We start from the raw sequence: 11,989 nt of genomic DNA on the forward strand, positions 1-11,989 counted from the left end.
GGACCAAAGGTCCAAGGGGAGTACGCAATGCCGCTGAACCGCCGGAAATTCCTGGGCAAGTCCGCCGCCGCCACGGGCGTGGCGCTCGCGGGCGGGGTGGCCGCCGCGCCCGCCGTGTCGGCGCAGGCGCACGGGAAGCCCGCCAAGCGGAAGAAGCGGTACTCGTTCACCGTCATGGGCACGACGGACCTGCACGGCAATGTCTTCAACTGGGACTACTTCACGGACAAGGAGTTCGACGACAAGGACCACAACGACGTGGGCCTGGCGAAGATCTCCACCCTCGTGAACGAGATCCGCGAGGAGAGAGGCCGCCGCAACACGCTCCTCATCGACGCGGGCGACACCATTCAGGGAACCCAGCTCTCGTATTACTACGCCAAGATCGACCCGATCACCGCGAAGCGCGGTCCGGTCCACCCGATGGCGCAGGCGATGAACAGCATCGGTTACGACGCGGCGGCGCTCGGCAATCATGAATTCAACTACGGCATTCCGGTTCTGCGGAAATTCGAGGAGCAGTGCGAATTCCCGCTGCTCGGCGCCAACGCCCTCGACGCGAAGACGCAGAGGCCCGCTTTCCCGCCGTACTTCATGAAGCGCCTGCGCACCCCGCACGGCCGCGACGTGAAGGTGGCGGTGCTCGGTCTGACGAACCCCGGCATCGCGATCTGGGACAAGGCGAACGTCCAGGGCAAGATGACGTTCCCCGGCCTGGAGGAGCAGGCGGCGAAGTGGGTGCCGAAGCTGCGGTCCATGGGCGCGGACGTCGTGATCGTCTCGGCGCACTCCGGCTCCAGCGGCACCTCCTCGTACGGTGACCAGCTGCCGTACATCGAGAACGCGGCCGGTCTGGTGGCCGAGCAGGTGCCCGGCATCGACGCGATCCTGGTGGGGCACGCGCACACGGAGATCGCCGAGTACTTCGTCGAGAACAAGGAGACCGGCAAGAAGGTCGTCCTGTCCGAGCCGCTGAAGTGGGGCCAGCGCCTGACCCTGTTCGACTTCGACCTGGTGTGGTCGAAGGGCCGCTGGACGGTGGAGAAGGCCGGCGCGCAGGTCCTCAACTCGAACACGGCGAAGGAGGACCGGAAGATCACGGGGCTGCTCGCCGACGAGCACAAGAAGGTCGTCGCGTACGTCAACCAGGTCATCGGCACGTCGACGCAGGCGATGAGCACGGCCGAAGGCCCGTACAAGGATGTCGCGATCATCGATCTGATCAGCCATGTCCAGGCGGAGACGGTCAAGGGGGCGCTGGCGGGCGGCCAGTACGCGGCGCTGCCGGTGCTCTCGCAGGCCTCGTGCTTCTCGCGGACGGCGGCGATTCCGGCGGGCGAGGTGACGATCAAGGACGCGGCGGGGCTCTACCCCTTCGAGAACACCCTTGAGGCGCGGCTCATCACGGGTGCGCAGCTCAAGGAGTACCTGGAGTTCTCGGCGCGCTACTACGTGCAGACGGCGGCCGGCGCCCCGGTGGACCCGGCGAAGCTGACGAACGCGGACAACACCCCGGACTACAACTACGACGCGCTGTACGGCGTGACGTACGAGATCGACATCGCCAAGCCGGTGGGTTCCCGGATCGCGAAGCTGAGCTTCGACGGCAAGGACATCGACCCGAAGGCCGAGTTCGTCCTCGCGGTCAACAACTACCGGGCGAGCGGCGGCGGCAACTTCCCGCATGTGGCCGCCGCCAAGCAGTTGTGGGCGAACTCGGACGAGATCCGCAACACGATCATCCAGTGGGTGCAGGCGAAGGGGACGGTCGACCCGGCCGGTTTCGCGTCGGTGGACTGGAAGCTGACCCGGGACGGCACGCCCGTCTTCTAGAAGTTCAGGACCGCCTACACCTTCAGGGTCGCGAGATCGACGGCGTCGGCGAGGGCCCGTGCGCCGGCGTCGTTGACGTGCAGACCGTCGCCGCTGTCGTAGTCGTCGTGGATCCGGTCGGGGTCGGCCGGGTCCGCCACGGCCGCGGCGAGGTCGGCGTAGGCGTCGTACGGGCTTTCCGCCCCGCGTATCCAGTCGTTGACCTCGCGGGCCACGGCCACGCCCTCCGGGGTGGAGTAGCCCTCGTACACGGTGCTCTTGTACGGGCCGACGGTGGTGGCGATCGCGGTGAGTCCTGCCGCGTGGATCCGGTCGGCCAGGGCGGTGAAGCCCGCGATGAGGTCGTCGGCGGTGGGGACGGGTGCGGGCTCCGGGTAGGCCTCCTGGCCGGGAATCCCGAGGTCGTTGAGCCCGAAGTGGACCAGGACGTGGGTGACGCCGGGCACCTGGAGGGCGTCGCGGTCCAGGCGGGCCAGGGCGTGCTCGCCGGCCTCGTCGGTGAGCAGCCGGTTCGCGGAGAGGCCCTGGTTGACCACCCATCCGGTGTGTCCGGCGGCGCGCAGGCGTTCGTTCAGGAGGTCGGGGAAGCGGTGATCGGTGTCGGGGGTGGTTCCGGTGCCTTCAAACCAGGAGTCGCCGAAGGCGACGGCGACAGGGGTGCCGCGCGGGGCGAGTACGTCGGCGCCGGTGACGAAGTGGCGCGTCGCCAGTTCCTCAAGACCGTCGGTGCCGTCGAGGGCCGGTGCGGAGAGGGCGTTGCCGGGGACGGCGTATCCGGGGCGCAGGGGCACGGCGGAGTAGGTGGTCGGGCCGGTGTCCTCGGGCAGCCAGAGGCTGAGGGCCAGTTCGTCGCCGACGGCCACGGCACGCTCGACGGGGTCGCTGACGACCTCTTCGCCGACGGGCACGGTGAAGTCGTCGGCGCCGCCGACGCGCACGGGGACGTCGGTCCCGGAATCGATGCCGCTGCCTTCCGTATGGATGGCGAGGCGTGCGCCGCCGATGTGCAGGGGCTGTCTGCCGTAGCGGTTGGTCAGCCGGACGCGGACGGCTTCTCCCCCGCCGTCGAGGCGGAGTATCTGCCGTACGGTCTGCCCGCCGAAGCCCCGCCTTTCGAAGATTTCGATGTTCTCGTACGGGCTGAGTACGGCGGAGCGGAAGGCGGCGGTCCAGGCTGCTGTGGAGTCAGTGGTCATGATCGTCTGAACCGGGCAGCGGAGGGCGATATTTCGCTGAACAGGCCCTTTTCGAGGGAATATCGCACGGCGTGACAGCGCTTGGCGGCGGACAATTCAGCCCGTGGGCGACGCGTTCACCGCCGTGCCCGGCGGTCAGTTCTTGAGGCGTACGAGGTTGCTCCGCTGTTCGCCGATCGTGCCCGCGGTGGTGGGGCGGGGGCGGGGGTCCTGGAGGCCGAAGCTGGTGAAGGCCGTGCGCTGCGGGAGGGGGTAGGGGTCGGTGCCCGTCAGGGTGTTGAGGATGCTGGCGCTGCGCCAGGCGGCGAGGCCCAGGTCGGGGGCGCCGACGCCGTGGGTGTGGCGTTCGGCGTTCTGTACGTAGATGTTGCTGCCGCTGCCGGTGACGGAGGGGTCCAGGACGAGGCGGTACTGCTCGTCGATGCGGGGGCGCTCGGAGGAGTCCCGGCGCATGTACGGGTCGAGTCCCGCCAGGAGCTGGTCGAGGGGGCGTTCGCGGTAGCCGGTGGCGAGGACGACGGCGTCGGTGGTGAGGCGGGAGCGGGTGCCCTGCTGGAGGTGTTCCAGGTGGAGTTCGACGCGGGTGGTGCCGACGCGGCCCGCGGTGCGCACGCTGACGCCGGGGGTGAGGACGGCGTCGGGCCAGCCGCCGTGCAGGGTGCGCTGGTAGAGCTCGTCGTGGATGGCGGCGATGGTGTCGGCGTCGATGCCTTTGTGGAGCTGCCACTGGTGGGGGACGAGGCCGTCGCGCACGGATTCGGGCAGGGAGTGGAAGTAGCGGGTGTAGTCCGGGGTGAAGTGTTCCAGGCCGAGCTTGGAGTACTCCATGGGTGCGAAGGCCTCGGTGCGGGCCAGCCAGTGGATTTTCTCGGTGCCCGTGGGGCGGTGCTTGAGCAGGTCGAGGAAGACCTCGGCGCCGGACTGGCCCGAGCCGATGACGGTGATGTGGTCGGCGGCGAGCAGCCGCTCGCGGTGTGTGAGGTAGTCCGCGGCGTGGATCACCGGCACGGTGGGGGCGTCCGCCAGGGGCTTGAGGGGTTCGGGGACGTGGGGGGCGGTGCCGACGCCGACGACGATGTTCTTCGTGTACGTCCGGCCGAGCGCCTCCGCCTCGCCCTCGGCGTCGAGTTGCGTGAAGTCGACTTCGAAGAGGTCCCGTTCGGGGTTCCAGCGCACGGCGTCGACCTGGTGTCCGAAGTGCAGCGCGGGAAGGTTCTCGCTGACCCAGCGGCAGTACGCGTCGTACTCGGCGCGCTGGATGTGGAACCGCTCGGCGAAGTAGAAGGGGAAGAGCCGCTCGCGGGACTTGAGGTAGCTGAGGAAGGACCAGGGGCTCGCCGGGTCGGCGAGGGTCACCAGGTCGGCGAGGAAGGGCACTTGGAGGCTGGCGCCGTCGATGAGGAGCCCCGGGTGCCAGTGGAAGCCGGGCCGCTGTTCGTAGAAGGCGGCGTCGAGCCCGGCGAGGGGCTGGGCGAGGGCGGCGAGGGAGAGGTTGAAGGGGCCGATGCCGATGCCGACCAGGTCCCGGGGGTCCTCGGGGGTGGTGAGCGGCGGGGCGGGCTTGTCGTTCTGGCCGGTCATCGGGGGGTGGTTCCTTCCACGAGCTTCAGGAGCTCGGCGAGGTCGCCGGGCCGGGTGTGCGGGTTGAGCAGGGTGGCCTTGAGCCAGCGGCGGCCGTCGATCCCGGCCCGGCCGAGCACGGCACGGCCCTGGCCGAGCAGTTGGCGGCGGACGTAGGCGATGTGGTCGTCGTCGGCGCCGACGGGCCGGAACAGGACGGTGCTGATGACGGGCCGCTCGTGCAGTTCGAAGCCGGGGTGGGCGGCGATGAGCGCGGCGAACTCCTGTGCCTGCGCGCAGACCTGGTCGACGAGGGCCCCGATCCCCTGTCGTCCGAGGGCCTTGAGGGTGACGGCGATCTTGAGTACGTCGGGGCGGCGCGTGGTGCGCACGGAGCGGCCGAGGAGGTCGGGCAGGCCCGCTTCGGTGTCGTCGCCCGCGTTGAGGTAGTCGGCGTGATGGCCCAGTGCCGCGAGGTCGTGCGGGTCGCGGACCAGGAGGAGTCCGGCTGCGACGGGCTGCCAGCCGAGTTTGTGCAGGTCGAAGGTGATGCTGTCGGCGCGCTCCATGCCGCGCAGGAGCCCTTTTCGTACGTCGCTGAAGAGCAGCGGGCCGCCGTACGCCGCGTCGACGTGCAGTCGGGCGCCGTGGCGTGCGCAGAGGTCGGCGATCTGGTCCAGGGGGTCGATGAGTCCGGCGTCGGTGGTGCCCGCGGTGGCGGCGACGAGGGTCGTGCCGGGCGGCCCGGTGAGCCGGGACAGCGCTGCGTCGAGGGCGGCGGGGTCGAGGACGCCGCCGGGTGCGGGGACGGTGACCGGTTGCGGCATGCCGAGCAGCCAGGCGGCGCGGCCGAGCGAGTGGTGGGCGTTGTCGCCGGTGATGAGCCGGACGGGGCCGTGCGCGGCGGTGCGCTCGCGGGCGAGGAGCAGGGCCAGCTGGTTGGACTCCGTGCCGCCGGTGGTGACGAGGGCGTCGCTCCTGCCGGTTCCGTAGGCCTCGGCGGCGAGGGCGCGGGTGACCAGGGTCTCGATCTCCGAGGCCGCGGGTGCCTGGTCCCAGGAGTCCATGGAGGGGTTCAGGGCGGACGCGGCCAGGTCGGCGGCGACGGCGAGCGCGAGCGGCGGGCAGTGCAGATGTGCGGCGCACAGCGCGTCGGCGGGGTCGGCGGCGCCCTCCGCGAGAGCGTGCAGCAGCGTGCGCAGGGCCGCTTCGTCGCCTTCGCCCCGGTCGGGCAGGACCTCCCCGGCGGCTTCGCGCACCCGGGTCGCCACTGCGGTGGGCCCGCCCGCCGGGATGGGCCCGCCGCGCGCGGTCGCCCCGGTGCGCAGGGCGTCCAGGGCGGCGGCGAGCAACGGCCGCAGCGCGTCGGGTCCGTGGGCGCCTCCGGCGAGGGGCGGCGGAGTGCTCATGGGCGATGTCCTTCGGGTGCGCACGGACTGGGACACCAGCCTGGCTGCCGAGCGGTCCGCATGCGCCGAGACCTCGACGAACGGAACCCGAAAGTGGTACTGCCGTGCGGAGAAGGGGTGTTGGTACGGGTCGTAGTGCTAGGCGCTCCGCGGGTGGGGCGGTTGCGGTCCGCCCTTGCCCGCGGGTGCGCCGTGGCTGATCGCGCAGTTCCCCGCGCCCCTGACGGGGCGCCCCCGCAGCGGCTCAGGAAGCCGTCGCCTCCCGTACCCGCAACGCCCGTGCCAGGTCGTCCAGTTGGTCGGCCAGCTTGCGGCGGAGGGCGGGGATGGGGTCCGTGTCGCGCAGGCACTCCTCGCCCAGGCGGAGGGTCTCGGCGTCCACCGCGGAGACGGGGAAGGCCCATCGGCCCGCGACGTCGGCGATGGCGGGGCCGCGCCGGGCGGCGAGGGCGACCGCGTCCTGGTAGTAGCGGGGGATGTACTCCCGTACGAGATCGGCCTGTTCGGGCTGCCAGAAACCCTGGGCGGTGGCGGTGAGGAGGTAGTTCGAGAGGTCGTCCGAGCCGAACATCGCCTCCCACGCGGCGCGCTTGGCCTCCGGGTCGGGCAGCGCGGCCCGGCAGCGGGCGGCGCCTTCCTGTCCGGTGGCGCTGGGGTCGCGCTCCAGTTCGGCGGCGATCGCGGACTCGTCGGCGGCGCCCAGGACGGCGAGGCGGGTCAGGACGCGCCAGCGCAGCTCGGGGTCGAGCTCGGGTCCGCCGGGGACGGTGCCCTCGGTCAGCCATTCCTGGAGCGGGTCGGGGCGCGTGGCGACGTCGATGAAGCCGCGTACGGCGGTGAGCCGCAGGCCGGGGTGGGAGCCGTCCTCCGTGCGCCGGATCAGGTCGCGGCACAGCTCGGTGAGGGTGGTGAGGGCGGCGGGCCGCAGCTTTGGCGGCAGGAAGCGGCCCGCGACGTGGGCGGTTGCGAAGGCCAGGACGCCCTGGACGAGGGCAAGGTCGGTCTCGGCGGGCAGATGCGCGCGGGCCGTCTCCAGATAGGCGGTGCCTTCGAGTTCGCCGTCGCGGACCATGTCGCGCAGGCTGTTCCACAGGACGGCGCGGGTGAGCGCGTCGGGGACCCGGGAGAGGCTGCGCAGGGCCGTCTCCATGGAGACCTCGTCGAGGCGGATCTTGGCGTACGTGAAGTCCTGGTCGTTCGGGACGATCAGGGCGGGGCGCCCGCCGTCGCGCGGGGCCGTGGGCTCCCCGGAGTGCGGGACGTCCGTCTCGTACCGCTCGCGCAGGACCAGGCCCGTGGTGTCGGTGAGGTCGCGGTCGTACACCCCGACGGCGACGCGGTGCGGGCGGCTGCCGTCGCGGTCGAGGGCGAGGGTCCACTCCCTGGCGTCGTGCGTGACCGTCGAGGTGAGCGTGTCGACGCCGGTGGTGCGCAGCCAGGCCTCGGCCCAGCCGTGCACGTCACGGTCGGTGTTGTGCGCGAGGGAGTCGATGAAGTCGGCGAGGGTGGCGTTGGCGAACTTGTGCCGGGCGATGTGGGTGTTGATGCCGGCGAGGAAGTCCTTCTCGCCGAGCCAGGCGACGAGCTGGCGCAGGGCGGACGCGCCCTTGGCGTACGAGATGCCGTCGAAGTTGAGCATCGCGGACGCGGTGTCGGGCACGGCGTCCGGGTCGGGTGCGACGGGGTGGGTGGAGGGGCGCTGGTCGGCGTCGTACCCCCAGGCCTTGCGGGCGACGCCGAAGTCGGTCCAGGTGTCGGTGAAGCGGGTGGCTTCGGCGGTGGTCTGGAAGCCCATGTACTCGGCGAAGGATTCGTTCAGCCAGATGTCGTCCCACCACCGCAGGGTGACGAGGTCGCCGAACCACATGTGGGCCATCTCGTGCGCGATGACCATGGCGCGGGTCTGCCGCTCGGTGTCGGTGACGGCGGAGCGGTAGATGAACTCGTCGCGGAAGGTGACGAGCCCAGGGTTCTCCATCGCTCCGGCGTTGAACTCCGGGACGAACGCCTGGTCGTAGGAGTCGAAGGGGTAGGGCTCCTCGAACTTCTCGTGGTACCGGTCGTAGCACGCGCGCGTGACGTCGAGGATTTCGTCGGCGTCGGCGTCCAGGAAGGGCGCCAGGGAGCGGCGGCAGTGGATGCCGAAGGGCAGTCCGCGGTGTTCGGTGCGCACCGAGTGCCAGGGGCCGGCGGCGACGGCGACGAGGTACGTGGAGATCAGCGGGGTGGGCGCGGCCCGCCAGGTGCCGCCGCCCACGTGCTCGCTCAGGCCGTTCGCCAGGACCGTCCAGCCCTGCGGGGCGGTGACGGTCAGCTCGAAGACCGACTTCAGGTCGGGCTGGTCGAAGGCGGCGAAGACGCGCTGCACGTCCTCCATGAACAGCTGCGTGTACGCGTACTCCTCGCCGTCCGTGGGGTCGGTGAAGCGGTGCATGCCCTCGCCGGTGCGGGAGTAGCGCATGGCCGCGTCGACGCGCAGTTCGTGCTCGCCCGCCTCGAGTCCGGTCAGCGGGAGCCGGTTCCCGTCGAGGTCCGCGGGGTCGAGCGGCTGCCCGTCGAGGGTGACGGAGCGCAGCTCGGCGGGCTTGACCTCGACGAAGGTGTCCACCGTGGCCGCGGGCTCGCCGAGCGCCGAGAACCGGATGACGGTACGGGAGTCGAAGGTCTCGGCTCCCCGGGTCAGGTCCAGCTCCACCGTGTACCGGTGGACGTCGATGAGCCGGGCTCGGGTCTGCGCTTCGTCGCGCGTCAGTACGGACATGGCTCCATGCTGCCTGATGTCACCGACAACGGTGCGGGGAGCCCGGACATCGGGCCCGGCCCCGGGCGATGCCGGTACCGGCGCGGATGCCGCGGGGCGGTCTCAGGACGACTTGGCGATCGTCTCGTGGTGGCGGATGACCTCCGCGATGATGAAGTTGAGCAGCTTCTCGGCGAACGCCGGATCCAGCTTCGCGCTCTCCGCGAGCTCGCGAAGGCGGGCGATCTGGCGGGACTCGCGGGCCGGGTCGGCGGGCGGGAGGTGGTGGTTGGCCTTGAGGTAACCGACCTGCTGGGTGCATTTGAAGCGCTCGGCGAGCATGTGGACGACGGCGGCGTCGATGTTGTCGATGCTGTCGCGCAGGCGGGACAGCTCGGCGCGCACGGCTGCGTCCGTGGCGTCCGGGGCCCCGGCGCCGTTCGCGTCACTTGTGTGGCTGGTGGTCATGGTGCACGAGCCTACGTGGTGGGTCCTTCGCCGCCGACGGCGGAAGAGCGCAAAATCGGCGGATCGTCGGGGTCGGGAATCTGCTGAGACCAGCCGCCCGGCACCGCCCGTCCCTGCTGCTCGCGGAAGCGGACGGGCGCCGTTCCCACCCGGCGCGTGAACAGGCGCGAGAAGTACGCGGGGTCGTCGTAGCCGACGCGCCGCGCGACGGCCGCGACCGGCAGCTCCGTGGCCGCGAGGAGCTCCTTGGCGCGCCCCAGGCGGATGCCGAGGAGGTAGTCCTTGGGGCTGCATCCGGCGCCCCTGCGCACCGCCGTGCGCAGCTCCGCGGGCGTCATGCCGTGCCGCCCCGCGTGCTCGGCGACGGAAAGTGGCTGGAAGGCATCGCGGGCCAGGGCCTGGAGCACCGGGTCGCCGTCGGGGGCGATGTCGGCGCGGGCCCTGCGCAGCGCGACGAGGAGTTCGTGGACGGCGGCGCCCGTCTCGACTTCGAGGAGCGGGTTGCCGCGCCGTGCCGCGCGCGCGATGCGCCCGACGGCGGCCCGCGCGCCCGTCGCGTCGGAGAGCGGCACCACGGGCCGGTCGGGTTCTATGTAGCCGAGTTCGGTGTAGGTCGTCGTGGCGGGTCCGGTGAAGTCGACGAAGCATTCGTCCCAGCCGCTGTCCGGGTCGGCTCCGTAGTGGTGGCGCACGCCGGGGGTGAGCCAGATCAGCGCGGGCGCCGTGACCTTCGTACGTCTGCCGTCGGGTGCCAGGAACCAGCCGCCGCCCGCGCTCACGACGACGGCCACGTGGTGGTCGAGGGTGCGCGGGCCCACGGTCGGCAGGAGGCCGTGCTGCAGGCCGACGCCGAGACAGGCGAGGCCGAGGCGGTGGTGGGCCGGGCTCGGCGTGAAATACCGCATCCAGGTGTGGTACATCCGCTTGTGCCCCTTCCGTCCGGGCCACGGCCCGTTCGCTGCGTCCAACCGACCTCGATCTTTGTCCATGGACCCCGCCGCCCGCCAGAGGTGATCGTGGCGGACGGTACGTGAGCGAGAGGGACACAGGGACACGATGAACGGCTTCAGGGTGGGCGAGGACGATTTCGAACTGGACGGGCGGCCCGTGCGGCTGCTCTCCGGAGCGATGCACTACTTCCGGGTGCACGAGGCCCAGTGGGGCCACCGCCTCGCGATGCTGCGCGCGATGGGACTCAACTGCGTGGAGACGTACGTGCCGTGGAACCTGCACGAGCCGCGCCCCGGCGAGTTCAGCGACGTCGGGGCGCTCGGCCGTTTCCTGGACGCCGCCCGGGAGGCGGGCCTGTGGGCGATCGTCCGGCCGGGTCCCTACATCTGCGCCGAGTGGGAGAACGGCGGCCTGCCGCACTGGCTGACGGGAGCCGTGGGGGCACGCGCGCGTACCCGCGACACCGAGTACCTGGGGCACGTGGACCGCTGGTTCGGGCGCCTCATGACGGAGGTCGTCCCGCGCCAGCACGACCGCGGCGGTCCGGTGATCATGGTGCAGGTGGAGAACGAGTACGGCAGCTACGGCTCGGACCAGGTCTACCTCCGGCACCTCGCGGACCTGCTGCGCGCCGAGGGCGTGAGCGTCCCGCTGTTCACGTCCGACGGCCCCGAGGACCACATGCTCACCGGCGGCTGTGTCCCCGGCATCCTGGCGACGGCCAACTTCGGCTCGCAGGCCGGGGCCGCCTTCGAAACGCTGCGCAGGCACCGCCCCAAGGGGCCGCTGATGTGCATGGAGTTCTGGTGCGGCTGGTTCGACCACTGGGGCGCGGAGCACGTCGTACGGGACGCCGCGGATGCCGCGGACGCGTTGCGCGAGATCCTGGAGTGCGGGGCCTCGGTCAACCTCTACATGGCGCACGGCGGCACGAACTTCGCCGGGTGGGCGGGGGCGAACCGGGGCGGCGGCGCGCTGCACGACGGCGTCCTTGAGCCGGACGTCACGTCGTACGACTATGACGCGCCCGTCGACGAGTTCGGGCGCCCCACGGAGAAGTTCCGGCGCTTCCGCGAGGTGCTCGCCGCGTACGCGGAGGGACCGCTGCCCGGGCTGCCCGCGCCGCCGCCCTCGCTCGGGGCGCACGCTCCGGTCGGCCTCGCGCAGTGGGCGCCGCTGTCCGCCGTCATGGAGTCGCTGGGCGGCCCCCCGGCGGAATACGCCGTACCGCCCACCTTCGAAGAGCTCGACGTCGACCGCGGTCTGGTCCGCTACGCCGTGACGGTGCCGGGCCCGCGGCAGCCGTACCCGCTGAGCGTGCGGGGGCTGCGGGACCGGGCGGTGGTGTACGTGGACGGGGAGCGGGCGGGTGTCCTCACCGAGGATGAGGCGGCGCTGCCGGAGCCTGTCGCGGGGCACGCGCGCGTGGAGCTGTGGGTGGAGTCCCTGGGGCGGGTCAACTACGGGCCGCGGACCGGTGAGGCGAAGGGCATCACCGGCGGGATCCTGCACGAGCGGCAGTACCTGCACGGCGTGGAGGCCCGGGCGCTGCGGCTGGACGCGTTCTCGTCGGCGGACGCGGTGCGCGGGGTTCCGGCGTCCGGGGAAGCGGCGGCGGGCCGCCCCGGCCTGTACCGCGGCACGGCGGAGGTCGGCGCCCCCGGTGACGCCGTCGTCGAACTCCCCGACTGGACGCGGGGGTTCGTGTGGGTGAACGGCTTCGATGTGGGCCGCTACTGGTCGGCGGGCCCGCAGACCTCGCTGTTCGTGCCCGGTCCCGTGCTGGGGTTTGGAATTAACTAGGTGTGGGTGCACTAGTGTGTGGTGCTGTT

At 71.7% G+C, this 11,989-nt stretch carries 8 protein-coding genes; 2 read left to right on the plus strand and 6 right to left on the minus strand.

The window, feature by feature from the left end; all coding sequences use genetic code 11:
* The first annotated feature begins 27 nt into the window (after positions 1 to 27).
* Positions 28 to 1,833: a bifunctional metallophosphatase/5'-nucleotidase gene (locus tag ACQKIP_RS26400; RefSeq protein ID WP_365852957.1), complete on the plus strand. Its 1,806-nt coding sequence runs from the start codon at positions 28 to 30 to the stop codon at positions 1,831 to 1,833.
* 14 nt (positions 1,834 to 1,847) lie between these two features.
* On the opposite strand, the gene ACQKIP_RS26405 is transcribed toward ACQKIP_RS26400, so the two are convergent.
* From ACQKIP_RS26405 to ACQKIP_RS26430, 6 genes are all read right to left on the minus strand, one after another.
* Positions 1,848 to 3,029 (minus strand): GDSL-type esterase/lipase family protein, encoded by a 1,182-nt coding sequence (locus ACQKIP_RS26405; RefSeq protein ID WP_365852955.1) that lies wholly within the window; start codon positions 3,027 to 3,029, stop codon positions 1,848 to 1,850.
* 135 nt (positions 3,030 to 3,164) lie between these two features.
* Entirely contained in the window at positions 3,165 to 4,610 is a 1,446-nt protein-coding gene (locus ACQKIP_RS26410; RefSeq protein ID WP_365852953.1) for a lysine N(6)-hydroxylase/L-ornithine N(5)-oxygenase family protein, read from the minus strand.
* Positions 4,607 to 5,998 carry a pyridoxal phosphate-dependent decarboxylase family protein gene (locus tag ACQKIP_RS26415; protein ID WP_365852951.1) on the minus strand — a complete coding sequence of 464 codons (1,392 nt, stop codon included), beginning with the start codon at positions 5,996 to 5,998 and terminating at the stop codon, positions 4,607 to 4,609. Before ACQKIP_RS26415 ends, ACQKIP_RS26410 begins: the two co-directional genes overlap by 4 nt.
* Before the next feature lie 244 nt (positions 5,999 to 6,242).
* Positions 6,243 to 8,759, minus strand: a complete 2,517-nt coding sequence (pepN, locus tag ACQKIP_RS26420) for an aminopeptidase N (protein ID WP_365852949.1) — start codon at positions 8,757 to 8,759, stop codon at positions 6,243 to 6,245.
* 102 nt (positions 8,760 to 8,861) lie between these two features.
* Positions 8,862 to 9,206: a chorismate mutase gene (locus ACQKIP_RS26425; RefSeq protein ID WP_365852947.1), complete on the minus strand. Its 345-nt coding sequence runs from the start codon at positions 9,204 to 9,206 to the stop codon at positions 8,862 to 8,864.
* 11 nt (positions 9,207 to 9,217) lie between these two features.
* A complete protein-coding gene (locus tag ACQKIP_RS26430; protein ID WP_365852945.1) occupies positions 9,218 to 10,126 on the minus strand; it encodes a helix-turn-helix domain-containing protein in 909 nt (302 codons plus the stop codon).
* A gap of 136 nt (positions 10,127 to 10,262) precedes the next feature.
* Here ACQKIP_RS26430 and ACQKIP_RS26435 point away from each other — a divergent pair, with 136 nt between their 5' ends.
* Positions 10,263 to 11,960: a glycoside hydrolase family 35 protein gene (locus ACQKIP_RS26435; protein WP_427744271.1), complete on the plus strand. Its 1,698-nt coding sequence runs from the start codon at positions 10,263 to 10,265 to the stop codon at positions 11,958 to 11,960.
* Positions 11,961 to 11,989 lie beyond the last annotated feature (29 nt).

The sequence above is a fragment of the Streptomyces sp. NPDC059900 genome (assembly GCF_050270335.1).
Classification (GTDB): Bacteria; Actinomycetota; Actinomycetes; order Streptomycetales; family Streptomycetaceae; genus Streptomyces.

What these genes read in the sequence shown, in the direction of transcription:
- pepN (WP_365852949.1), bottom strand. Translation starts at nt 8,759, where the DNA reads ATGTCCGTACTGACGCGCGACGAAGCGCAGACCCGAGCCCGGCTCATC.
- ACQKIP_RS26425 (WP_365852947.1), bottom strand. Translation starts at nt 9,206, where the DNA reads ATGACCACCAGCCACACAAGTGACGCGAACGGCGCCGGGGCCCCGGAC.
- ACQKIP_RS26435 (WP_427744271.1), top strand. Translation starts at nt 10,263, where the DNA reads ATGAACGGCTTCAGGGTGGGCGAGGACGATTTCGAACTGGACGGGCGG.
- ACQKIP_RS26430 (WP_365852945.1), bottom strand. Translation starts at nt 10,126, where the DNA reads ATGTACCACACCTGGATGCGGTATTTCACGCCGAGCCCGGCCCACCAC.
- ACQKIP_RS26400 (WP_365852957.1), top strand. Translation starts at nt 28, where the DNA reads ATGCCGCTGAACCGCCGGAAATTCCTGGGCAAGTCCGCCGCCGCCACG.
- ACQKIP_RS26405 (WP_365852955.1), bottom strand. Translation starts at nt 3,029, where the DNA reads ATGACCACTGACTCCACAGCAGCCTGGACCGCCGCCTTCCGCTCCGCC.
- ACQKIP_RS26415 (WP_365852951.1), bottom strand. Translation starts at nt 5,998, where the DNA reads ATGAGCACTCCGCCGCCCCTCGCCGGAGGCGCCCACGGACCCGACGCG.
- ACQKIP_RS26410 (WP_365852953.1), bottom strand. Translation starts at nt 4,610, where the DNA reads ATGACCGGCCAGAACGACAAGCCCGCCCCGCCGCTCACCACCCCCGAG.